The 23,532-nt window shown below is 61.8% G+C and carries 21 protein-coding genes; 6 read left to right on the plus strand and 15 right to left on the minus strand.

Translation table 11 applies throughout. The features are described 5' to 3' along the window. The first annotated feature begins 23 nt into the window (after nucleotides 1-23). On the plus strand, nucleotides 24-1,127 hold the full coding sequence (locus B9A19_RS04890; RefSeq protein WP_084089466.1) for a hypothetical protein: 1,104 nt from the start codon (nucleotides 24-26) through the stop codon (nucleotides 1,125-1,127). Between the two features lie 63 nt (nucleotides 1,128-1,190). Here the strand turns inward: B9A19_RS04890 and B9A19_RS04895 are convergent, their stop codons facing one another. From B9A19_RS04895 to ettA, 5 genes are all read right to left on the minus strand, one after another. Continuing rightward, nucleotides 1,191-2,303, minus strand: a complete 1,113-nt coding sequence (locus tag B9A19_RS04895; RefSeq protein ID WP_084089467.1) for an HD-GYP domain-containing protein — start codon at nucleotides 2,301-2,303, stop codon at nucleotides 1,191-1,193. A gap of 320 nt (nucleotides 2,304-2,623) precedes the next feature. Further along, nucleotides 2,624-2,806 carry a hypothetical protein gene (locus B9A19_RS04900; protein WP_139798659.1) on the minus strand — a complete coding sequence of 61 codons (183 nt, stop codon included), beginning with the start codon at nucleotides 2,804-2,806 and terminating at the stop codon, nucleotides 2,624-2,626. Nucleotides 2,807-2,879: 73 nt separating this feature from the next. After that, nucleotides 2,880-3,425, minus strand: a complete 546-nt coding sequence (locus B9A19_RS04905) for an NADPH-dependent FMN reductase (protein WP_084089470.1) — start codon at nucleotides 3,423-3,425, stop codon at nucleotides 2,880-2,882. Continuing rightward, nucleotides 3,422-3,661, minus strand: coding sequence for a VF530 family protein (locus tag B9A19_RS04910; protein WP_084089472.1), 240 nt, complete (start codon nucleotides 3,659-3,661; stop codon nucleotides 3,422-3,424). The genes B9A19_RS04905 and B9A19_RS04910 overlap by 4 nt, the downstream gene beginning before the upstream one ends. Before the next feature lie 54 nt (nucleotides 3,662-3,715). Continuing rightward, on the minus strand, nucleotides 3,716-5,383 hold the full coding sequence (ettA, locus tag B9A19_RS04915; protein ID WP_084089474.1) for an energy-dependent translational throttle protein EttA: 1,668 nt from the start codon (nucleotides 5,381-5,383) through the stop codon (nucleotides 3,716-3,718). A 132-nt stretch (nucleotides 5,384-5,515) separates the two neighbouring features. Between ettA and fumC the strand changes: the two genes are divergently transcribed. Next, on the plus strand, nucleotides 5,516-6,916 hold the full coding sequence (gene fumC, locus B9A19_RS04920; RefSeq protein WP_084089476.1) for a class II fumarate hydratase: 1,401 nt from the start codon (nucleotides 5,516-5,518) through the stop codon (nucleotides 6,914-6,916). Between the two features lie 51 nt (nucleotides 6,917-6,967). On the opposite strand, the gene B9A19_RS04925 is transcribed toward fumC, so the two are convergent. The 4 genes from B9A19_RS04925 to B9A19_RS04940 form a co-directional block, all read right to left on the minus strand. Further along, a complete protein-coding gene (locus tag B9A19_RS04925; RefSeq protein ID WP_084089478.1) occupies nucleotides 6,968-8,299 on the minus strand; it encodes an MFS transporter in 1,332 nt (443 codons plus the stop codon). A 218-nt stretch (nucleotides 8,300-8,517) separates the two neighbouring features. Beyond that, entirely contained in the window at nucleotides 8,518-9,273 is a 756-nt protein-coding gene (locus tag B9A19_RS04930; protein WP_084089480.1) for a pseudouridine synthase, read from the minus strand. 157 nt (nucleotides 9,274-9,430) lie between these two features. Further along, on the minus strand, nucleotides 9,431-12,889 hold the full coding sequence (locus B9A19_RS04935; RefSeq protein ID WP_245804270.1) for an FtsK/SpoIIIE family DNA translocase: 3,459 nt from the start codon (nucleotides 12,887-12,889) through the stop codon (nucleotides 9,431-9,433). 85 nt (nucleotides 12,890-12,974) lie between these two features. After that, the gene (locus B9A19_RS04940) at nucleotides 12,975-13,484 is read right to left on the minus strand and encodes a TIGR00645 family protein (protein WP_084089582.1); all 510 of its coding nucleotides are present in this window, start codon (nucleotides 13,482-13,484) and stop codon (nucleotides 12,975-12,977) included. A gap of 96 nt (nucleotides 13,485-13,580) precedes the next feature. Here B9A19_RS04940 and B9A19_RS04945 point away from each other — a divergent pair, with 96 nt between their 5' ends. From B9A19_RS04945 to B9A19_RS04955, 3 genes are all read left to right on the plus strand, one after another. After that, the gene (locus B9A19_RS04945; RefSeq protein ID WP_084089482.1) at nucleotides 13,581-14,402 is read left to right on the plus strand and encodes an alpha/beta hydrolase; all 822 of its coding nucleotides are present in this window, start codon (nucleotides 13,581-13,583) and stop codon (nucleotides 14,400-14,402) included. 11 nt (nucleotides 14,403-14,413) lie between these two features. Further along, nucleotides 14,414-14,815: a peptide-methionine (R)-S-oxide reductase MsrB gene (gene msrB / locus B9A19_RS04950; protein ID WP_084089585.1), complete on the plus strand. Its 402-nt coding sequence runs from the start codon at nucleotides 14,414-14,416 to the stop codon at nucleotides 14,813-14,815. Nucleotides 14,816-14,905: 90 nt separating this feature from the next. Beyond that, nucleotides 14,906-15,517, plus strand: a complete 612-nt coding sequence (locus tag B9A19_RS04955; protein ID WP_084089484.1) for an SEN1982 family lipoprotein — start codon at nucleotides 14,906-14,908, stop codon at nucleotides 15,515-15,517. A gap of 142 nt (nucleotides 15,518-15,659) precedes the next feature. Here B9A19_RS04955 and B9A19_RS04960 read toward each other — a convergent pair whose 3' ends face one another. The 6 genes from B9A19_RS04960 to B9A19_RS04985 form a co-directional block, all read right to left on the minus strand. Then, entirely contained in the window at nucleotides 15,660-16,877 is a 1,218-nt protein-coding gene (locus tag B9A19_RS04960; protein ID WP_084089485.1) for an EAL and HDOD domain-containing protein, read from the minus strand. An 84-nt stretch (nucleotides 16,878-16,961) separates the two neighbouring features. Continuing rightward, a complete protein-coding gene (locus B9A19_RS04965; RefSeq protein ID WP_084089486.1) occupies nucleotides 16,962-18,887 on the minus strand; it encodes a chemotaxis protein CheA in 1,926 nt (641 codons plus the stop codon). A 34-nt stretch (nucleotides 18,888-18,921) separates the two neighbouring features. Continuing rightward, nucleotides 18,922-19,716 (minus strand): protein phosphatase CheZ, encoded by a 795-nt coding sequence (cheZ, locus tag B9A19_RS04970; RefSeq protein ID WP_084089488.1) that lies wholly within the window; start codon nucleotides 19,714-19,716, stop codon nucleotides 18,922-18,924. A 13-nt stretch (nucleotides 19,717-19,729) separates the two neighbouring features. After that, nucleotides 19,730-20,119, minus strand: a complete 390-nt coding sequence (cheY, locus tag B9A19_RS04975) for a chemotaxis response regulator CheY (RefSeq protein ID WP_084089490.1) — start codon at nucleotides 20,117-20,119, stop codon at nucleotides 19,730-19,732. Between the two features lie 88 nt (nucleotides 20,120-20,207). Beyond that, the gene (locus B9A19_RS04980) at nucleotides 20,208-21,146 is read right to left on the minus strand and encodes a chemotaxis protein (RefSeq protein ID WP_084089491.1); all 939 of its coding nucleotides are present in this window, start codon (nucleotides 21,144-21,146) and stop codon (nucleotides 20,208-20,210) included. A 16-nt stretch (nucleotides 21,147-21,162) separates the two neighbouring features. Beyond that, the gene (locus B9A19_RS04985; RefSeq protein WP_084089493.1) at nucleotides 21,163-22,122 is read right to left on the minus strand and encodes a chemotaxis protein; all 960 of its coding nucleotides are present in this window, start codon (nucleotides 22,120-22,122) and stop codon (nucleotides 21,163-21,165) included. A gap of 217 nt (nucleotides 22,123-22,339) precedes the next feature. Between B9A19_RS04985 and B9A19_RS04990 the strand changes: the two genes are divergently transcribed. After that, nucleotides 22,340-23,512: a sensor histidine kinase gene (locus tag B9A19_RS04990; protein WP_084089495.1), complete on the plus strand. Its 1,173-nt coding sequence runs from the start codon at nucleotides 22,340-22,342 to the stop codon at nucleotides 23,510-23,512. Nucleotides 23,513-23,532 lie beyond the last annotated feature (20 nt).

Below are 23,532 nucleotides of genomic sequence, written 5' to 3' on the forward strand. Positions count from 1 at the left end.
CAACAAGCGGATTGCGACCGACCATGCACAAGCTCATTTTCTGGATCATTCCTTTTGCACTGGCAGGTTGCCAGGTGGCAGTCAAAACCCCTGAGGGTACCAAGACCGTTTCAGCCCTGCCCACGCAGCAGCGTGATGCCGCGCCGCAGCCGGTAAAGACAACGGCAGCGGCTGCCTTGCCATCGGGCATCTACAGTTATCAGGCGCAGACCCAGCACAAGGATGGCCGGGGCAAGTTGCAAAGCGAAGTGGCCCGCTACAGCTATACAGTGCTGGACTTGGGGGGAGGACGGGCCCAAATCCGCTTTGCCGGTGAAGCCAGCGCAGCTGACCCCGGCGGTGCCGGCGGCTTGATGACCGGCGAAACCCAGGTGAGCGGCGTGGCGGTCTTCAGCAATGGCGCGTGGCAGCTCAGCGGCAAAAGCGAGGATGGGGATTGTGATGGTCGCTTTGTGGTTGAGGGCACGGCTATCAAACATTTGAGCGGGCGTTGCCGCGATGCCGGCGTCGTGGGGGACATGGGCTGGCCGGCGCCCAATACGGTTTTGCGGTTCAGTCGTGCCTTGCGCGACGGCGAGCGAGCCGAACTGCAGCGTGGTGGGGCCACTACAAAGACGGCAGACAGCATCCCGGCCAAGGGGGGCAATGATGCTTATGCGGCATTGATCGGGAAGGTCTTCCCGGTCATGGCCTTGCCCTACCAGGTCTTTGGGTTTGACGCCTATAACGCCAGGCTGGAACCTTTTGCGTCAAATGAAATGCCCGAGGGCAAGATCACGGTTTATCCGGTCCGCAAGGGCAGCGCCCGCTATGTGGTGATTGCGGCCATCGCCGGTAATGGCACCCATCGCGTGGTTGATGTGCGTCAGGCCGCGCCGGGTGCGCGCAATCTGCGCTTTGTCGCCACCACGCCGGATGGCGGTGACCTGATCACCACCTGCACCGTCAACGGCAAGCCCGTCTCGCAGGTGTTCGGTTTTGCCCAGCCGGGCAAAAAACGGACTTATACCGCCGTGGTGCCGGCGCAGGGTGAGTCGATCTGGCTGGTGCAGCCGGGTGGCACCGGCATCGTGGCGTTCCGGGCGGGCGACAAACTGGCCTGCAAGGATCAGGTATTTGGCGGCTGAGGCATCGCCGACCGGGCGATTGGCATCACGCCCGGTCAAGCCCGTTTGGCCCGGGGGCGGCGCTCAGGCGTATTCCCACACCCGGGGAGGGGCGGGCAGCCGCAAATTCAGCTTGTGGGCGTTGACCACTTCGCTGACCGCATACTGCTCGTCGGCCGTATTGCGTGGCTGTGGCGGCCACACCGGCGAGCGGTGCTGGTTGAACAGGGTCAGTACCTTGGGCGCGTTGGCTTTGTCGGTGCGCCGCACCACCAGTCCGATATCGCCGTTTTTCAGTCGTACCGTGGTGCCGGGTGGGTAAACACCCAGCCCCTTGATCAAGGCGCCTGAAACTTGCTGGTCTAGTTGCTTGCCCTGGAAGACCAGCGCCAGCGCCTTGTTGGGTGGCAGTGCGTCACGGTAGCCGCGTGGCCACAGCTTGGCCCCCAGCACGTCGGCCACGTGCAGGATGTGCGCCAGCGGGTCGATGCCGGGCCGGCCCAGGTGATTGGGATAGCCGCTGCCATCCCATTCCTCGTGATGCTGGGCGATGATCTGCAGCCATTCTTCGTCGGTTACGCCGGCATCGCGCAGCAATTCCACGCTCAGCTGCGGGTGCGCATCGATTTGGCGGCGTTGTTCGCTGGAGAGCTGTTGCGCCTGCTGAAACAGCTTGTTCTGCAGCGCATACATGCTGATGTTCATGGTGAGCGTGGCCGACAGCAACGAGGCCAGTTGCGCTTGTTGCAAGGTGAGCTGGGCGCTGGCGCACAGCACCAGCACTGCACAATGCACCGCATGCTGGGTGGCGTAACAGCCGGCCTCGCGTTGATGCAGCAGCGCTGCCAGCGCGGCATCGGGCTTGTATTTCCACAGCAACTGCAGATCGGTCTGCACGCCTTGTAGCCGGGTAGCGAAATCGCATTTGGCCGTGCGGCCAGACAGCAGCAGATCCAGCTCACGCACGATATTGCTGTAAAAGCCAAACGGGTCACGCAAGACCGGGTGCAGATCAACGCCATTGCCGCCCTGGGCGGAGGGTGGCTTGTAGAACAAATCCTTTTGCTGCAGCTTCTCCAGCAGGCTGCCGGCCTCAATCACAAACCCTTCGCGCAGCAGCAGCGTGCCCTTCTCATCGTAAAGATTGTAGGGAATGGTATAGCCCGCATTCAATCTGCTGGACGCAAAACGCTCCATCTGTCCTTACCCCGCAGGGTCAGCCGGAATTGGTATGCTTTCAGTTAACCATGCTGCCGAGCGCTTTGTAAGATAAGCAGCTGCTAAATCAGGGATTTGAAGGCACTTTTCTGCTGAACGGTATTTTATGGGGCGCCAACGTCGGCCGGTGCTGGCAAGTTGGAAACAAATGCCGCGAATATGCAGCGAACGTGCAAGCAAAGATGCAAAATTGTATTTAAGGCTGGAGCAGTAACTGGTGTTATATCAGCAACTATTCACAGTGAACAACGCACGATAAAAAGCCGCCCGGCAGGGGCGGCTGGCAGGCAGGCTTGGGCTTACTTTTTCTCGTCGCCATCGGCCTGCTTGTTTTGATCTTCAGCGGCCTTTTGCACTGTCTGATCCACGCCCTTGGCTTTTTCCAGCGCATCGCGCTGCGGCTGGGCAATCTTGGCCGGGTGTTCTTTGTCGCCACAGGCAAGCAACAGGCTGGTCAGGCACAGCAAAGCAATCCATTTCATGATCATGATCCGTGTTGTGATGGCAACAGTGTAGCCAAGCGCAGTGGTGGCCGTAAAACCGGGTGAGAAAAGACTAGCGTGACGCCAGGCGCGTCTGCGTATCCAGCGTCAGCAACACGCAACGCAGTGCGGCAGCGTGTTCGGGATCGAGTATCTCACCCTGCAGGCTGAAGCGCTTGGCCACCTGCGCAATGGTCAGGATGGCGTTTTCATCCACTACGGCACTCATCACCCGCAGCGTCTGCACCAGTGCGGCATTGCATTTGTCACCACCGGCGCTGGATGACGATGCAGTAACCACGGCCGTGGGTTTATCGACGAACTCACCCGATGACACCACCCAATCCAGTGCATTCTTGAGTGCGCCCGGCACGCCAAACGCATACTCGGGTGACGCAATCAACACCGCATCTGCTCCGGCCAGCGCTGCCCGCCAATCCCGCACCGCTGCCGGTACGGTGTCGGCATCGTGATCCGGGTTGAACGGCGGCAAATGGGCTAGGCCGGTGTAGTCGAGCAAAGTGACACCGGCAGGCGCCAGCCCATGCAAAGCCCGCAACACGCCCCGGTTATACGAGGCAGCACGCAAGCTGCCACAGACGGTAAGAATGGTGGTCATCGTGACTCCTTGCCATAGCGCCGCAGGCATTCCAGATACAAGTCCTCAACCTGCTGGCGCGCCCATGGCGTGCGGCGCAGAAAGACCAGGCTGGACTTGATGCTGGGGTTGTCCTGAAAGCAGCGGATATTGATTATGCGGCCCAGCTCCGGCCAGCCGAAGAAATCGACCAGATCAAGCAGCATGGTTTCCAGCTTGATGCCGTGCAGCGGGTTGTTGTTTTGTGGGGTGTTCATAGGTGGTAAAAGCAAAACGGGCTGACCGAAGCCAGCCCGTCTCGTCGGTGCGATTTAGCGGGTAACCGGCTTGTAGCGGATACGCTTGGGTTTGGCGCCTTCTTCACCCAGGCGCTTTTTCTTGTCGGCTTCGTATTCCTGATAGTTGCCGTCGAAGAAGGTCCACTGGCTGTCGCCTTCCGCTGCGATGATGTGGGTGGCGATACGGTCGAGGAACCAGCGATCGTGCGAGATCACGAACACGGTGCCGGCGAACTCCAGCAGTGCGTCTTCCAGTGCGCGCAGGGTTTCCACGTCGAGGTCGTTGGACGGTTCGTCCAGCATCAGCACGTTGCCGCCCTTGAGCAGGGTTTTGGCCAGGTGCAGGCGGCCGCGTTCACCGCCCGACAGCGAGCCGACTTTCTTCTGCTGGTCGCCGCCCTTGAAGTTGAAGCGGCCCAGATAGGCGCGGCTGCTCATTTCGAACTTGCCGACGGTGATCAGGTCGTTGCCGCCCGAGACATCGTCGAACACGGTCTTGTCGTCTTCCAGCCCTTCGCGGCTTTGTTCGACAAAGGCCATCTGCACGGTCTGGCCGATTTCCACTTCGCCCGAATCCGGCTGTTCCTTGCCGGCAATCATCTTGAACAGCGTCGATTTACCGGCGCCGTTGGGGCCGATGATGCCGACGATGGCGCCAGCCGGGGCGGCAAAGCTGAAGTTGTCCATCAGCAGGCGGTCGCCGAACGACTTGGAGACGCCCTTGAATTCGATCACCTTGTCACCGAGGCGCTCGGCCACCGGGATGAAGATTTCCTGCGTTTCATTGCGTTTCTGGTGCTCGAAGCTGGACAGTTCCTCGAAGCGGGCAATCCGCGCCTTGGACTTGGCCTGGCGTGCCTTGGGGTTCTGGCGCACCCATTCCAGTTCCTTGTTCAGCGCCTTCTGGCGGGCCGATTCCTGCGACTCTTCCAGCTTCAGGCGGGCTTCCTTCTGCTCCAGCCAGCTCGAATAATTGCCCTTCCAGGGGATGCCATGACCACGGTCGAGTTCCAGAATCCACTCGGCGGCGTTGTCGAGGAAGTAGCGATCGTGGGTTACCGCCACCACGGTGCCCGGGAAGCGCACCAGGAACTGCTCCAGCCACTCCACCGATTCGGCGTCCAGGTGGTTGGTCGGCTCGTCCAGCAGCAGCATGTCCGGCTTGGACAGCAGCAGCTTGCACAGTGCCACGCGGCGTTTTTCACCGCCGGAGAGGTTGCCGATCTTGGCATCCCACGGCGGCAGGCGCAGCGCATCGGCAGCGAGTTCCAGTTGCAGCTCGGTGTTGTCACCAGCGCCGGCCGAGATGATGGCTTCCAGCTTGGCCTGTTCTTCGGCCAGTGCGTCGAAATCCGCGTCTTCCATGGCGTATTCGGCATACACCTCTTCGAGGCGCTTTTGCGCCGCCATGACTTCGCCCATGCCGCTTTCTACTTCTTCGCGCACGGTCTTGTCGGCATCCAGCTTGGGTTCCTGCTCCAGATAGCCGATCTTCACGCCAGCCAGATGCTGCACTTCGCCGTCGAATTCCTTGTCCGCACCGGCCATGATGCGCAGCACGGTGGATTTACCCGCACCGTTCAGGCCCAGCAAACCGATCTTGGCGCCAGGGAAGAACGACAGCGAAATATCCTTGATGATCTGACGCTTGGGCGGAACAATCTTGCTCACGCGGAGCATGGACATCACGTATTGAGCCATTTGCAAACAACCGGTTGGAATGAACGATGCGCGATTTTAACAGGCGCCGGTCGGCTTCGATGCATTCTTGACCATCATTTTGCTGCGCAAGCGGTCTAGCGTGGAAGCATTCCCCTGCCGGGAGCCAAGGCCATGAGCACATTCCGCAGCGAAACCGACTCGATGGGCGCTATCGACGTGGCGGCAGATCGTTATTGGGGCGCGCAGACGCAGCGCTCCATCATCAATTTCCCCATCGGCGTGGCACGCTTTCGCTGGCAGCGGCCGATGATCCGCGCGCTGGGCATCCTCAAGCGCGCTGCGGCCGAAGCCAACCGCGAGCTGGGCGAGCTGCCGGGCGATGTGGCGGCGCTGATCGTGCAGGCGGCCGACGAGGTGATCGCCGGCAAGCTGGATGCGCATTTCCCGCTGGTGGTGTTCCAGACCGGCAGCGGCACGCAGTCCAACATGAATGCCAACGAGGTGATCGGCAACCGCGCCATCGAGCTGGCCGGCGGCGTGATGGGCAGCAAGCAGCCGGTGCACCCCAACGATCATGTCAATCGCGGACAAAGCTCCAACGATACCTTTCCCACTGCCATGCATATTGCGGTGGTGGAGCAAGTGCATGCCCGGCTGCTGCCTGCCGTGCGCGACTTGCGCGACACCTTGGCGCACAAGGCCGAGGAATACGAACGCATCGTCAAGACCGGCCGCACCCATCTGCAGGACGCCACGCCGATCACGCTGGGGCAGGAAATCGGCGCCTGGGTGGCGCAGATCAACTTCGGTATAGAGGCGATAAAGGCGGCTTTGCCTGGCGTGCTGCAACTGGCCATCGGCGGTACGGCGGTCGGCACCGGGCTGAACGCCCACCCGCAATTCGGCAGGCTGGCTGCGCAGAAAATCGCTGCCATCACCGGCCAGCCCTTTGCGGATGCCACCAACAAGTTCTTTGCACTGGCTGCGCACGATGCGCTGGTGCAAACCTCGGCCGCGTTGCGCACGCTGGCGGGCGGGCTGATGAAAATGGCCAACGATGTGCGCTGGCTGGCCTCCGGCCCGCGTTGCGGTATTGGCGAGCTGAATATCCCCGAGAACGAGCCGGGTTCATCCATCATGCCTGGCAAGGTCAACCCCACCCAGTGCGAGGCGCTGACCATGGTCTGCGTACAGGTGTTCGGCAACGATGCCGCCGTGGCCTTTGCCGGCACGCAGGGTAATTTCCAGCTCAATGTCTACAAGCCGGTGATGGTGCATAACGTGCTCGAGAGCATCGAGCTGCTGGCCGATGCGTGCGCCGCCTTCAATGACCATTGTGCGTTGGGCATTGAACCCAATCTGCCGCGCATCAATGAAAACCTGGCGCGTAACCTGATGCTGGTGACGGCGCTCAACCGCCACATCGGCTATGACAAGGCGGCAGCGATTGCCAAGAAAGCGCACAAGGAGGGGCTGACGCTCAAGCAGGCAGCGCTGGCGCTGGGGGCGCTGAGTGAAGCGGACTATGAGCGCTGGATCGTGCCACTCGACATGACCCACCCCAGTGCCTGAAACAACGCAGCCCGGCTGGGCCGGGCTGTGTGTCAGGAGCCATGTGTCAAATCACGCCGCCTTGCTGGCCAGTTTGCGATCTGCCTCGGCAGACGGCAGGGTGCTGGTGACTTGCGGGCTGAATGCGAGCAGAAAGCCCAGCACCGCCAGCGCAGCCACGTAGATGGCTGGTGCTTGCGGATTCTTGTTGATCCAGGCAGCGAGCACCACAGGGGTCATGCCGCCAAAGATCGCGTAGGCCACGTTGTATGAGAACGACAGCCCGGTGAAGCGCACCGTAGCCGGGAAGGCTCGCACGGCCACATAAGGTACGGTGGCGATGGCGCCGACAAAGAAGCCGGCCAGCGTGTAATTGCGCAGCAGCACATCATCGGCGGCAGGCAGGCTGCCGTAGAACAGCCAGCTTGTGAGCAGCAGGCCGGTAAAACCCACCAGCATGGTGATCCGTGCACCAAAGCGGTCGGTCGCCCAGCCGAACACGACGCAACCTATGGTCAACGCTAGCGTTGCCAGTGCATTGGCTTCGGACGCCATGGCATCGGTGACGTGGAACACCTTCTGGATGTAGTTCGGCGTCATCAGGATCACGACGACGATGGCGGCAGACAGTACCCACGTCAGCAGCATCGACACGCCGACTGCGGGTAGATGGCGTTCCAGTATGGGCTTGAGCGGGAGGCCATCGGCCAGTGCCTTGCGGGCGTGCAGCTCCTTGAAAATGGGCGTTTCGTCCAGGAAGCGGCGCAGGTAAACGGCGAAGAAGCCAAAGATGCCGCCCAGCAGGAAGGGATAACGCCAGGCCTGGGCGGCGATTTCAGCCGGAGTGTAGTGGGTATTCAGATACAGCTTGATCAGCGAGCCGAGCAGAATGCCGAAGGTCAGACCGGCAGTCAGTGTACCTACTGCCAAACCGGTTTTGCGTGCAGGCGCGTGTTCGGAAACGAAGACCCAGGCTCCAGGTACCTCACCACCGATAGCTGCCCCTTGCAGGATGCGCAGCAAGAGCAGCAGCAATGGTGCGGCGACGCCGATGGTGGCATAGGTTGGCAGCAGGCCGATGGCCAGGGTGGGCACGGCCATCAGGAAGATGGATAGCGTGAACATGCGCTTGCGGCCGAGTTTGTCGCCAAAGTGGGCGATGATGATGCCGCCCAGCGGACGTGCCAGATAACCGGCAGCGAAAATGCCGTAGGTCTGCAACTGGATCAGCCAGTCCGGCATATTGTGCGGGAAAAACAGCTGGCCGATTACGTTGGCGAAGTACACATAAATAACGAAATCGTAGAATTCGAGCGCGCCGCCCAAGGCGGACAGCGCCATGGTTTTGTAGTCGGAGCGGTTCAGCGGCCGGTGCAGTTCGGCATCGGTAAAGGTGGTGGTCATGGTTGTATCGCAGGCAGAGTCGATCAAACGGCTGCACGTTGACATGGCGGGGGTGGGCCTGCCGGCATGGGTGGTGGCCCTGGGTGGGGGCGCGTGGGCCGGGGCAGGGGTGTTGCCCCGGTGGGGAGCCGGCATGCACAGCCAGCGTGCATTGTAAGCGCGTTTACGGTGTGGCGGCAGTTGCCGCTAGTCCGGATGTGGTGTGTTTGCCCGTGTGATCAGGGTTGCTGCTGGGGTAGCAGCGCATCGTGCCAGCCCAAGGCATCGATGATGCTGTGCATGTCGGCGGCCAGCGGGCAGTGGATGTCTACCTGGATGCCGGTGGCCGGGTGGGCAAAATACATGCGCGTGCACGCCAGCAGCATGCGCTGGATGCCGAAGCGCTCGGCAAACATGCGGTTGTGCGGCCCCTTGCCATAGGTGGCGTCACCGATGATGGGGTGGCTCAGGTGCTTCATGTGCCGGCGCAACTGGTGGCGGCGGCCGGTGAGCGGGTGCAGGTGCGCCAGCGCATAGCGGCTGGTGGGGTAGCGATCATTGGCGACGGCCAGCTCGGCGGTGGCTAGCCGCGTGAAGCGCGTTTCCGCATCCTGCACCGCCAGTTCCTGCGAGGCGAGGCCCAGCTGGTTGCCGTAGTCATCGGCTTGGCGGGTGAGTGGGTGGTCGATATGGCCGGCCTCGGGCAGCCAGCCGCGCACCACGGCCAGGTATTCCTTGCCGATGGTCTTGGCTTCGAAGGCTTCCGACAGCACGCGGCCGGCTTGCGGGTTGAGCGCAAACAGCAGGATGCCCGACGTGCCCTTGTCCAGCCGGTGTACCGGATAGACATACTGGCCGATCTGGTCACGCACGATCTGCATGGCAAAACGGGTTTCGTGCCGGTCTATCATCGAACGATGCACCAGCAGGCCCGACGGTTTGTGTACGGCGATGATTTGGTCGTCCTGATACAGGACCGGGAGCGTTTCTTTCACGATGCAAAAACCGGAAACGCTGCGGCCAACTGCCGCAGCGGAAGATCAAATGATAGCGGGCTGGCGGAAAAAATCTGCCGCTGCAGCCCGGGTCGGAATGTGATCTGGATGAACGGCAAGCTGCTGCTTGCCGTTGACCAGATCGTGTTAGCGGTGCTTATTCTCCTGCTGGCATCAGCACGCTGCGGTTGCCGTTGCTCTCCATCGCGCTGACCAGGCCAGCGGCTTCCATGCTTTCGATCAGCCTTGCCGCGCGGTTGTAGCCAATGCGCAATTGCCGCTGTACCGACGAAATGGATGCACGCCTGCTTTGCAGCACAAAGGCTACGGCCTCATCGTAGAGCGGATCGGCTTCGGCATCGGCCGGTGCGCCAGTTGCGCCTGGCGCGGCTTCGGCATCGAAGCCGGGGTTGAGCACGCCATCGACGTAATCCGGCTCGCCGAACTGCTTGAGGTGCTCGACCACCGCATGCACTTCTTCGTCGGTACAGAACGCGCCATGCACGCGCTGCGGATAGCCGGTGCCCGGCGGCAGGTAAAGCATGTCGCCCTGGCCCAGCAGCGCCTCGGCGCCCATCTGGTCGAGGATGGTGCGCGAATCGACCTTGCTCGAGACCTGGAAGGCAATGCGCGTCGGGATATTGGCCTTGATCAGGCCGGTAATCACGTCCACCGACGGGCGTTGCGTGGCGAGGATCAAGTGGATGCCGGCGGCGCGCGCCTTCTGTGCCAGCCGCGCGATCAGTTCTTCAATCTTCTTGCCGGCCACCATCATCAGGTCGGCAAATTCATCCACCACCACCACGATGAAGGGCAGGTGCTCAAGCGGCTCGGGGTTGTCCGGCGTCAGCGTGAACGGATTGGTCAGCTTGCGGCCTGATTCAGCGGCTTCGCGGATTTTCTGGTTGTAACCGGCGAGATTGCGCACACCCAGCGCGCTCATCAGCCGGTAGCGCTTTTCCATCTCGGCCACACACCAGTTGAGCGCGTTGGCGGCCAGCTTCATGTCGGTCACCACCGGGGCCAGCAGGTGCGGAATGCCGTCATACACCGACAGCTCCAGCATCTTTGGGTCCACCATGATGAAGCGAACTTCCTCAGGCGTGGCCTTGTAGAGCAGGCTGAGGATCATGGCATTCACGCCCACCGATTTGCCCGAGCCGGTGGTACCGGCCACCAGCATGTGCGGTGCGCGGGCCAGATCGGTGACGATGGGTTTGCCGGTGATATCCATGCCCAGCGCCATGGTCAGGCGTGATTCGGACTGCAGGAATACATCGGCGGCCAGCACCTCGGACAGGCGGATCATCTGCCGTACCGGGTTGGGCAGCTCCATGCCCATGCAGGTCTTGCCGGGGATGGTTTCCACCACCCGGATCGACGCCAGCCCCAGTGCGCGCGCCAGATCCTTCATCAGGTTGACGATCTGTGCGCCGCGCACGCCCACGGCAGGTTCGATCTCGTAGCGGGTAATCACCGGGCCGGCATAGGCATCCAGCACGCGCACTTTCACGCGGAATTCGGCCAGCTTTTCTTCGATGACGATGCCGCGTTCGATCAGCTCTTCTTCCGATTGGGCGGCAACCGCTGCGGCGGCCTCACGCAGCAAAGTCAGCGGCGGCAGCATGAAAAAATCGAAGCGCGGTGCGGCTGGCGCTGTCGGTGCTGCGGCCTGCGGGGCTTGCCACGGCGCAACGGCAGGTGTCGGCATGCTGCTGGTCGGCGCAGCCTCTTGCTGGCGGGCTACTGCTGCGGCCAGGGCGTGGCCAAGGGCCGTATCTGGCGCGGTGCTTGTTTGCCAGGGCAGCGTGGCCACTTCGGCTTCCGGCAATGCCGCAGCGGGTGCCCAAGGGTTTTCTGGTGTTGTGGCCAACGCAGGGGATTCGGCCTCTTCCTCATCCTGCCAAGGCGCGAAGTTGCCGGCAAAGGCGGCACGGACCTGCGCGTGATAGCTCTCTGGCAAGACGATGTCATCCAGTGCCGCTGGAGCGTAGGCGGGTTCGCTTGCTGCGTGCCCGACTTGAGCCTCCGGCACGGTTTCCACCGCTGCCACCGTGGGCTCTTCGACTACCTCGCCATATGCATAAGGTGCCGGCGTGGCTGGAGGGGGAGTGATTTGCGCAGCCAGTTCGGGTGCTGGCACATCGATCAATGCCGGCGCTACTGGCGGCAATTCGGGGATGAGGCCGGTAGCTGCCGGCGCGGCAGCATGAATAGCCGACATCGGGCTTGCCACGATGTCTGTGGCAGGCAGTTGCGGGGCGGCCACGGTCGTGCTTGCGGCCGGCAGCGTGATGGGCGGCAGCAAGTCTTCTGTCGCAACGTCCAGCGGTGGCAGCAACGGGGCAAGCTCGGCAGCCGGTGGCGGGGGGGGCGTGGCCGGTACGGCTTCGAGGGGTGGGGCCGACGCGGCACCTGTTGCCTCATTGCTGCTCGCGGCGATGGGGGTGGCCGGGCGGATCAGCCGCGAGCGGCTGCCGGTCTGGCTGGTGGAGCGGGGTGTGGCCACCGGGGCGGGTGCGGCGGCCGGTACAGGGCTTGCATCATCCAGCTTTTCACCATGAATCTCGCGCAGGCGTGCGCGGATTTCGTTCGGGCTGATCACCGGCAGCTCGGTCGGAGCGGGGGGCTGTGGCAGCTCGCCGTGCTTGGCAATGGTGGCACGGCGCAGGTTGTTCAGCACTTGCGGCAGTTCGATGGTCGACACCGGCTTGCCGGCGGTTGGGCGGGTGGCCGGTTTGGGCGGCGGCGGGGCCAGCTTGATGATTTCCGGCGCAGGGGCAGGCGTGGCCGCAGCTTTGGCGACAGCCGGGGCAGGCGCTGGCGTGCTCGCTACTGTAGCGGGTGCCGGTGCCTCGATTTGCGCGGTGTTGCGCAGGTGCTCGGGCGACAGCGATTGCTGCAGTCTGGCGCGCATGCGCTGCAACGCCGATGGTGCTGCGGCTTCTTCTTCCGCCACCTTGTCGTCAAGATCATCATCGTGGTCTGTGGCGGTGGTGAATACGGGTTCAGGCTGTGCAGGTGTTTCCGGGGTGTAATAGGGCGTGCTGCGCAGCGATTGCCACCAGGCGCGCACTGCGGCAAGCGGGCTGGCTGGCGTTGCTGCCGCAGCCGATTCGGCGGCAAAAGGTTCGGCATCGTCGGCAATCTCGTCACTGCTTTTCGTCTCGGGGCGCAGCAGCTTCCAGAGCGCCTGCCAGCCGTGGCCGGTCAGCAGTGGCACGCAGGCAGCAGCGGTGGCAACCAGTGTCAGCACGGTGGCGATGGCGTTGTCGGCGTGCAGCCCCAACGGTTGCAACAGCCAGGCACCCAGCAGCGGCCGGCTGTCGTTGCCGGCCAGAAAATCGGTGCAGGCAAAGCCCAGCAACAGCAGCGCGAAACCTGCCGCTGGCTGCCAGCGGGCCGGGTGCAGTGGCAAGCCGCGGTGACTGCGCCAGCCGGCACGGGCGGCCGGAATCAGCAGCAGCGGGGCGGCATGGCCGATCAGCGCAAACAGCGGGCCACCCGGCCAGCACATCAGGGCGATGGTGACTGTGGCAAACACCCAAGCCAGGGTGAGGGCAAATTGCCGTGGCTCGTTGCCGGTGGCGGGGGTAGGTTCGGGAACGTCGGTCATGCGTGTCGCTGTGGTGCATGGCCTTGCGCGCGCAGGGCCGGTAAATCGGAAGGCTGGGCGCCGCGCGGGCGCCCGGTGCGGCTAATCAGTGCTTGCCGCCAAAGGCAATGCGGTCCATCACCGCGAACAGCACGCCCGACACCACGAAGGTGAGGTGGATGCCGATCTGCCAGGCCAGCTGGGTCTGGTCGGTGGACTGGATGTTGACGAAGGCCTTGAGCAGGTCGATGGCCGAGATGGCCACGATGGAGCCGATCAGCTTGAGCTTGAGGTCGGCATAGCTCACCTTGCCCATCCAGCTGGGTTTATCCACCGAGTTGTGGGCGACATCCAGCTTGGAAATGAAGTTTTCATAGCCGCTGAACACCACGATCAACAGCAGGTTGGCCACCAGCGTCACATCGACCATGCCCAGAATGGCAATAATCAGGTTACCCTCGCCGGTCATCAGGATGTGGAACAGCCCGGCAACCTCTTTGAGCATCTTGACGAACAAGGCCAGAATGCCAAGGATCAGCAGCAGATAAAACGGGGCCAGCAGCCAGCGGCTGTTGAAGATCGCGCTTTCAAGCGAGGATTCGATTTTGTCGCGCATGGCAGGCAGTTCCTTCGGGCGGGCAGCAATGATCCGGCCCGCAATTGTACCGCGCACGAGGTGCTTAGGCAGCGTGCGCAACACAGGAAATATTGAATGAGTCGCCAGCTTGAAGTATTGCACCATCCGCCGCAGGGCAAAGCGCTGGATGCGCCGCCATTGCTGTTGGTGCACGGCGCCTATACCGGTGCCTGGTGCTGGTCGCAGACCTTTCTGCCCTGGCTGGCCGCGCGCGGCTTCGATGTGCACGCGCTCAGCCTGTCGGGCCACGCCGGTAGCGAGGGGCGCGACCGGCTCGATACCTTCGGCCTGCACGATTACGCAGCAGACGTGCAACAAGTGATGGCCAGCTTGCCGCGCACGCCGCTGCTGGTGGGGCATTCGCTGGGCGGCTATGTGGTGCAGAGTGTGGCGCGCCGCCAGCCGGTGCCGGGCATTGCACTGCTGGCCAGCGTGCCGCCCTATGGCCTGGCCGGGGCCTTCTGCCACATGGGGCTGACCGCACCGCACCTGCTGTGGGGCCTGGGCAAGGAACAATTGGCGCACCCGCTGTCATCCCGGCTGCCTGAACTCGACTTGGTGATGATGCGCGAGCTGTTGTTCTCCAATGCCCCTGATTCTGACCAGATACGCGCCTTTACCGCGCGTACGCAGCCCGAGTCGATGCGTGCGCTGGCCGAGTTGATGTTGCCGCATCCGCTACAACTATGGGGTGAGCCGCGTATTCCGGCGCTGGTGGTCGGCGTGGAGCGTGACCGCATCATTCCGGGCAGCGATATCTGGGTGACTGCACGTGCCTGGCACACCCAGCCGCTGTTCTTTGCCGATACCGGCCATGCGCTGATGCAGGACGCAGGCTGGGAACGGATTGCCCACGCCGTGGCCGAATGGGCGACACGGCATTTCCTGCCAAGCTGATGGAGACCGACATGAGTGCAAAAATCGTCAAGACCGATGCCGAATGGCGCGAGCAACTTACGCCCGAGCAATACCGTGTGACGCGGCAGGCCGGTACCGAGCGCCCGTTTTCTGGCGAACATTACTATCATAACCATGCGGGCGAATACCGCTGCGTGTGCTGCGATGCGCTGCTGTTCAAGTCGGATACCAAGTTTGACGCCGGTTGCGGCTGGCCGAGCTTTTTCGAAGAGGCCGAGAATGGCGCCATCGTGCGCCTGCGCGATAGCAGCCACGGCATGCTCCGCATCGAAGTGCGTTGCGCGCAGTGCGATGCCCATCTGGGCCATGTATTCCCGGACGGGCCGGAGCCGACCGGCGAGCGTTACTGTATTAATTCCGTAGCGTTGACATTCGCATCTGAACGTAACTAAATGTAGGGGAAAGATTTGTGGTAATTTTGTGGTGGGGAACACAAAAACTGCAAACCCGAACCTGCGTCGATAACCTCGTTGAGAGAAGTCATGAAAAAAACCTATAAAACCGGCTTGCTTCTGCTTGCAGCAGTGGTTGGCCTGGCAGCCTGCGGGAAAGCCGAAGAAGCAAAAAACGTCAAAGCCGACCCGGCTGAATTGACCAATGTTCTGAATGGTGATCTCAGCACTGCAGAGCGCAACTGCATTGCCGTGCCGGTGAAGTTCGAGCAGCCGGTGGAGAAGGACTACGCCAAGCTGACCGACCCGAACGGCGCGCAGCTTGATGCGCTGGTCAAGGCCAACCTGATCAAGGCCACCCCGGCTGAAGACGGCAAAGTCACCTTCAGCGCAAGCGATGCGGGCAAGGAGTTCTATTCCGGCCTGGCGGGCGCGGGTGGCCCGGGCTTCTGCGCTGGCGAAGTCAGCGTGGCATCGATTGTGGATGACAAGGTCGAGGAAGAGCGTGAGAAATTCCGCCGCCATCTGGTGACCTATCAGTACAAGTTCGAGAAACTGGCCCCGTGGCAGAGCGATGCCGGCATCCGCGCCGCCTTCCCGCAGTTTGCTGCCTTTGCCGATCAGGCCGGCAAGCAGCCGCTGAAGTCTGAGCTGACCACGCGTGGTGATGGCTGGAACGTGAGCGCAGCACCGGCGCAATAAGCGCCGCGAGCAAAACCCTGCAGGCTGCGTTGCGCAGGGTTTTGCTCACTACGCATGCAGGATCGCCAGTCATGAAAAAGCCCACCGCATGGTGGGCTTTTTGCCATGCCGGCCATCAAGGCCGGCGGGGCGATGCTGGCAATTACACGCCCAGTTCTTCCACCCAGGTCAGTGCCTGCACGTGGGCGCGGTTGAGCATTTCCGGTGTCAGTTGCAGTTGCTCGCACAGGCGCGGCACTTCGGACATCTCCGGGTCTTCGCACGCTTCGGCCAGCTCCAGGAAGGGGCCATAGACGCCGTTGCGGTGCTGCAGCGCGTCGCAGACGTTTTCCGGCAGGATCAGTGTTTCCAGCACGCGGTCCATCGGCATGTCAAGCAGCACGTCCAGCAGCGAGAACATGCCGACGATGAACAGGTTGTCGCGGTCCTGGCCATCCAGGAAATGCGCGCCCAGCAGTTCGACCAGACGGCCACGGGTGACGGCAGTCTTGAGCAGCGCCGGTGCTGCACCGGTTTCGGCGCCGGCGGTGACCAGCAGCAGGGTCAGCCAGCGGTACAGCTTCTGGTAGCCCAGAATGGTGACGGCATGGCGGAACGACTGGATTTCGCACGACAGGCCAAAGCCGGCCGAGTTGATGTAGCGCAGCAGCTTGAATGACAGCGCTACGTCGCGCTTGAGTGCGTTTTCGATATCCTTGATCTCTGCGTTGTTGCGCAGCATGTTCAGGAGATTGAGGATATTGGCGTAGCTGGGGTTGATGACCTTGGCCGACAGCGTTTCCGGGTGGGCAAAGTAGTAACCCTGGAAACAGTCGAAGCCGATGTCCATGCATTCCTTGAACTCGGGCTTGGTCTCGACCTTTTCCGCTACCTGCAGCACCGGATACTTGCGCAGCTCCTTGGAGATGCCCGGCACCTGCGGCATGCCCAGTTGCTGGATGTCCAGCTTGATGTAGTTGGCGAATTCGACAAAGGCGGCGGTCTGCGGCGTGAGGATGAAGTCATCCAGCGCAATGCCAAAGCCCTGCGCGCGCAGCTCTTTCAGGCGGTTGAGCAGCTCTGGCGTGGGCTGGGTGGTCTCGACGATTTCCAGCACCACGCGTTGCGGGTGCAGCAGCTCGAGGAAGTTGCTTTCCAGCATCGACTCGGCCACGTTGATGAAGGCAAGCTTGCTGCCGACCAGCCAATCGGTCCCCATGTTCGAGATGGTGTTGACGAGCACGTTGGTGCCGGCTTGCATGTCGCTGGAGAACTCAGCCGAAACCGCTTCCTGATTCAGGCGGAACAGCAGCTCGTAGCCGATGATCTGCTGCTGGCGGTTGAGGATGGGTTGACGGCCTATGAACGCGTGGTCTTGCATCTGTATGCCCCGGAGTGGCTGTTTTTTCTAGCAGTATATCAGTTTGTACTGATTGGAACTGCCGGGCATGTACCCGGCAGTTGCTCAAAATGCCTGTGCGACGAAACGGCTGGTTTTCAGCGACGAAGTGTCTGCCGTATTGGACGACAGCAGGCTCTCCATGTCCAGTACCAGCACCACCGAACCATCGCCCGACAATGTGGCGCCCGCCACACCGGTCGGCCGGATGTTCTGCAGCGGCTTGATCACCACGTCGTCGCGGCCGACGAAGCTGTCTACCGCGAGGATGAACGAGTGCTCTGCCGTCTGCATCAGCACGCCGAAGTGCGGCACCTGCGTTTCTGCCCAGCCCAGGAGGCCGGCCAGCGATTTCACCGGCAGGATTTCGTCGCGCACCACGATGGTGGCACGGCCCGAGACCTCTTGCACCTGCTTGGCGTCGATCGGGATGATCTCGCGCACCATGGCCAGCGGCACGGCAAACGGCTGATCACACACGCGCACCACCAGCACCGGCAGGATGGCCAGTGTGAGCGGCAGCGAGATCGAGAAGCGCGAGCCTTCGCCGACACTGGAATTGATGTCGATGCGGCCATTGAGCTTGCTGATGTTGGTTTTCACCACATCCATGCCCACGCCACGACCGGAGATGTTGGAAATCTGGTCCTTGGTCGAGAAACCCGGCAGGAAGATCAGTTGCAGGCTCTGCTTTTCGTCGAGGCTGTTGGCAGTCTCGACGTCGATCAGACCCTTTTCGATCGCCTTCTTGCGGATCACGTCCGGGCGCATGCCGCGACCGTCGTCGGTGATCTCGATCAGGATATGGTCACCCACCTGGGTGGCCGACAGTTCCACCACCGCCTTGGCCGGTTTGCCGGTGGCGATGCGTTCCTCGATGGTTTCCACGCCGTGGTCGACCGCGTTGCGCACCAAGTGCACCAGCGGGTCGTTCAGGTCTTCCAGCATGGTCTTGTCGAGTTCGGTTTCCTCGCCGGTCAGCACCAGCTCGACATCCTTGCCCAGCTGGCGTGCCAGATCGCGCGCCAGGCGCGGGTACTTCTGGAACAAACGGCCGATCGGCTGCATGCGTGTCTTCATCACCGCGTTCTGCAGGTCGCCCACCAGCAGATCAAGCTGGCTGATGGCTTCGTCCAGCGCCTTCAGCGTGCCGGTATCCATCTTGCCGGCCATGATGTCGCTGCGCAGTGTGGTCAGGCGGTTCTTGGTCAGGCCGATTTCGCCCGACAGGTTGAGCACCTGGTCCAGTCGCACCGTGTCGATACGGATGGTGGTTTCCGGCGCGGCCACCTGCTGCATGCCGCCTTGCGGTTGTGTCTTGGGAGCGGGTGCGGGCTTCAGGCTCTGCATCGGTTCCACCATGACGGCACGGGATTCGCCCTCGATCACTGCGGGGGCGGCAGGTGTAGCAGCCACCGGCGCGGGTGCGGCCGGGGCTGGCGTCGGGCTGGGAGCGTTGCCCAGCAGGTTGTCATACAGGTTTTGCCAGTCCGGCTCGCTGCCGGCCGGCGCTGCGGCGGCAACCGGTGCCGGCGCGGCAGCGACGGGGGCTGGAGCGGGCGCAGCAGGAGCCGGCGCCGGGGCTGCCAAGCTCACCACTTCGCCCTGCAAGACACGATCAAGTGCAGCCAGCAGATCGGCCGGGGCGGGAGGAGGCTGGCGCTTTTGCGACAACGCACCGAACATTTCACGTACCTCGCCGGTGGCGGCGAGGATCACGTCCATGTTTTCCATGCTGAGCGTCAGCTCGCCGTTGCGCAGCTTGTCGAACAGGTTTTCCGTGCGGTGGCACAGGCTGACCATGGCCTCGACATTCAGAAAGCCGGCGCCACCCTTGATGGTGTGGAACCCGCGGAAAATGTCGTTCAGCAGGTTGCGATCATCCGGCCGCTTTTCCAGTTCAACCAGCTTGTTGTCCACTTCGGACAGCAGTTCCGACGATTCGGTCAGAAAATCCTGCAGCAGGTCTTCCATTCCGCCAAATTCACTCATTTGGCCTCCCGTTCATGTGCGTTAAGCAAGCGGGTCAGAAACCCAGGCTGTCCAGCAGGTCGTCCACCTGCTGCTGATTGGTTACCACGTCGGTACGACCTTCTGCGTTGACCACCGGGCCGTTCAGCAGCGGGTCGTCCTGCTTGTGTATGACTGCGGCGCCTTGCGGCGAGAACATCAGCAGGAAGTCGAGCAGCTGGCTTTCCATGGCCTTGGCCATTTCGACCACTTTCTTGATCACTTGGCCGGTCAGGTCCTGGAAGTCCTGCGCCATCATGATTTCCAGCATCTGGCCGGAAATCTGGTCGGAGTTCGTGACCGTGGCGTTGAGGTGGCTGCGCGTGCGCGTTACCAGCGCCTTGAATTCATCCACCGACAACTGGTTGTTCACGAGTTTGTCCCATTCGCCAGCCAGTGCCTTGGCCTCGTCCGAGATGCGATCCTGCAGCGGCTTGGCGGCGTCGAGCGCGTTCAGCGTGCGTTCGGCGGCCTGCTCGGTCAGCGTGGCGATGTAGGACAGTCTGTCCTTGGCATCGGGAATCTGCGAGACGGCTTGTTCGAGCGATTTGTCCAGGCCCAGCTCACGCAGCGTGTCGTGCAGCTTGCGCGTCATCTGGCCGATGTGCGAGAACATCGAGCGCGCCGGTTCTGCCAGCGCGTCGCTGGCGGCGCCCGGTGCTGCCGTATCGCTGGCTGCCGGTGCAGCACTGGCCGCGGGGGGCGGTGCGGGGGCTGCAGCAGGCGCATCGTTGCCGCCGGCCTTGAGTATGCTGTCGAATAGCGCTTCGAGTTCGTCGGAATCGCCGGTATTTTGGGCTTGATCGCTCACGTCAGCCTCCTGGTTATTTATTCATGTTGGCGAAGATTTTCTTCAGCTTTTCGTCCAACGTGGCGGCCGTGAACGGTTTGACAACATAGCCGGAGGCACCGGCCGTTGCCGCTTCGATGATGTTCTCCTTCTTGGCTTCGGCGGTGACCATCAGCACGGGCAGGTGCTTGAGCTGTGCATCGGCGCGGATTGCCTTGAGCAATTCGATGCCGGTCATGTTGGGCATGTTCCAGTCGGTAACGACAAATTCGTAGTTGCCGTTCTTCAGTTTATGCAGCGCGACCTGTCCATCCTCGGCTTCCTCGACATTGGAGAAGCCCAGTTCCTTGAGCAGGTTGCGAACGATGCGACGCATGGTGGAAAAATCGTCCACCACGAGAAAGCGCATATTGGAATCAGCCATTGTGTTCTAGCTCCGTCGCACCCGGTGACCGGGGGCGTGTTTCTTTAAAGTCTCAAATTCAATCTTGCGTGCGTGCGGCCAGCCGTGCTCAGCCAACCAGCAACGGGCCCAGCGTATCGGCGAGGATGACCGGGTCGAATTTTGCCACATAGGCGTCCACACCGACGCTGGCGCCCATGGCGCGGTTGGCGTTGGACGACAGCGACGAGTGCATCACCACCGGGATGCCCTGGAAGCGATGGTCCGACTTGATGTGCTTGGTCAGCACATAACCGTCCATTTCCGGCATTTCGGCATCGACGAGGATGAGCCGCAGCTTCTGGTGCAGCGATTCGCCGTCCTGCGTGGCGCGGTTGGCCAGGCCCTGCAGCTTTTCCCAGGCTTCCAGACCGTTGTTGGCCTGGTAATACTTGATGCCGATCTTGTCGAGCACGCCGACGATTTCCTTGCGCGCCACCATCGAGTCATCGACGAAGAACATGAAGGTATCCTGATCGACCGCCACCGCGCTGAGGTCGGGGATGACCGGCTCGCCGATCACGGTGGACAGGATCTGTTCGACGTCGAGGATGGACACCAGCTTGCCGTCGGGCAGCTCGGTAATGGCGGTGATCAGTGCCTGGCTGCCGGCCAGCATGGTTTCCGGCGCGCGCACCTTGTCCCAGTCAACGCGGATGATGCGATCGACATCGTGCACCAGGAAAGCCTGCGTGTGCTTGGAGAACTCGGTGACGATCATGGTGCTGGTGGTGTCTACCCCGGCACTTTCCTGCGTGGCGATGAACTTGGACAGGGCAATGACGGGGATGATGTTGCCGCGCAGCGACAGCACGCCTTCCACGCCGATGGGCATGTTGGGGGTCTTGGTGATCTTGGGGGTCTGCGAGACCTCGCGCACCTTGAACACGTTGATGCCGAAAATTTCCTTGGTGCCCAGCGAGAACAGGAGGATTTCCATCTTGTTCGAGCCGGCCAGCTTGGTACGGGCATCGACGCTTTCCAGCAGATTGGTTTGGGCGTTGCTCATGCTGATGCTCCGTCGGTCACTGTGCAGGTTGCTTCAGCAGGTAGCTGGCCAGCATCTGCGAGAGCTTGTGCGGTTCAAACTTGGGCACGTAGGCATCCACACCGACCGATTGCCCCAGCTTCTGGTTGGATGCGCCGGACAGCGACGAATGCATGATGATGGGAATGCCGGCAAAACGCGGGTCGCTTTTCACCATCTTGGTCAGCATGTATCCGTCCATTTCCGGCATTTCCACGTCGGTGAGGATGAGCTGCACCAGGTCCTTGACCTGCTTGTGCTGGATCTCGGCCGATTTGGCGAGGCGCTGCAGGTCGTCCCACGCGCGCTTGCCGTTGATGGCCTGCATGTAGTGCACGCCCATCGCGTCCAGCGTCATTTCGATCTGGTGGCGCGCCACGATGGAGTCGTCGGCAAAGTAGATGGTCTTGTCGCTGAAGGTACTGTCGCGGATCACCACCGATTCGTCGATCGAGTGGTCGGTCTGCGTGGTTTCGGCCAGCACCTTTTCCACGTCCAGCATCATCACCAGCTTGTTGCTTTCCAGCTCGGTGACAGCGGTGACCAGACCGCCCATCTGGGCGGTCAGCATGTCGGGCGGTACGCGCATCGACGACCAGTCCAGCCGCAGAATGGTATCGACTGCCTCGACCAGGAAACCCTGCGTGTGGCCGTTGTATTCGGTCACGATCATGATTTCCGGGCGGTTTTCGCTGATGACGCCGGTATATTTGGCCAGGTCGATCACCGGCACCAGCGCGCCGCGCAGACTGACCATGCCTTCCACCGAGGGCGGCATTTCCGGCGCCTGGGTGATTTCGGGAGTACGCATGACTTCGCGTACCTTGAACACGTTGATGCCGAAGTTCTCGCGGCGACCGGAGCGTTGGTCCAGCCCCAGTGTGAACAGCAGGATTTCCAGCTTGTTGGTGCCGGCGAGCTTCGTTCGGGCATCAATCTTTTTCAGAAGGTCGGACACGATGAGGCTCCACGCTGCGTAAGTGCGTAAGGTAAGGCGAGAGTCGGCAAGCCGTTTTGTTCTTTTTTAACAAAAAACATCATTGGATCAGGGTAAACCGTAATTGTAATCGGCCGACGAAATCAAAACTTGATTAAAACTTTGTCAAACCGAGGCTGTAAGCGGGTTCTAGGGTCTTTATAATTCAAAAGCGCAAAAGCAACAAGGACACCGGCTTGTGACAGAACATAGTGGCGGCATAGATCCGCAAGAGTTGGAAGCGGCATTTTCGCTGTTTACTGCTGCATCGCAACAATTGACTGATGCTTACGCCGATTTGGAGCGTCAGGTTGTTTCGCTCACGCAGCAGCTTGAAATTGCCAATGGTCATCTGCGGCGTGAATTGGAAGAGAAGGCGGCGCTATCGCGGCGCTTGTCCTTGCTGCTGGAACGATTGCCCGGCGGCATGCTCGAGCTGGATGCAGAAGGGCGCGTGGCACTGATGAATCCGGCCGCGCAGCGCATGCTGGCGCCGCTACAGGTGGGCGATGCCTGGGCGCCGTTTGTTGCGGCGCAGCTGGAGGCCACGTCGGGCGCCGATCTGTGGCTCTATCCCCGCGCCGATGGCGAGCTGCGGCTGAGCGTGGTGGGGGCCGACGTACCCGAGGAGGGCGGCGAGATCCTGCTGGTGCAGGATCTGACCGAGAGCTGGCAATTGCAGCAGTCGCTGGCCCACCACAAGCGCCTGGCGGCCATGGGCGAGATGGCCGCCGGCCTTGCCCACCAGTTGCGCACGCCGCTGGCGACGGCCTTGCTGTACGCCGGTCACCTGAACAAGCCTGGACTGGCCGAGCCGGACCGGCTGAAATTTGCAGACAAGGCTTTGGCGCGCCTGCACCATCTGGAATCACTGATCCAGAACATGCTCTGGTTTGTGCGCCGCCAGGAGGTGCCCAGCGAGGAGGTCGAGCTGGCCGCCTGTCTGCAGGAGGCGGTGCAGACATTGCAGCCGCAGCTGGACGCGGCGCGCATTTCGCTGCGGCTGGATATTGATGTTGCAGCCCGGGTGCGCGCCAATCGCAAGGAGTTGCTCGGTGTATTCCTCAATCTGCTGGAGAATGCCATTCAGGCCAGTAGTGTGGGCGCTGTCATCGAACTTTCCCTCGTCTTTGCAGCGGATTTCGCTACAATTGATATAACTGATCATGGCAAGGGAATGTCGCCCGAGGTTCAGGAGCGGCTATTCGAGCCTTTCTTCACCACGCGCAAGGAAGGCACCGGATTGGGGCTGGCGATCGTGCGCAATCTGGTTGATCAGTTTGGTGGTGAGATATCGGTCAGCTCGACGTTAGGTCATGGCAGTACTTTTGTCGTAAAGTTGCCAGCCAAGGGCGTTGCATCTAATGTTTGATGGCGTCGCGGCGCGCCGGG

The sequence above is a fragment of the Andreprevotia lacus DSM 23236 genome, from assembly GCF_900176275.1.
Taxonomy (GTDB): domain Bacteria; phylum Pseudomonadota; class Gammaproteobacteria; order Burkholderiales; family Chitinibacteraceae; genus Andreprevotia; species Andreprevotia lacus.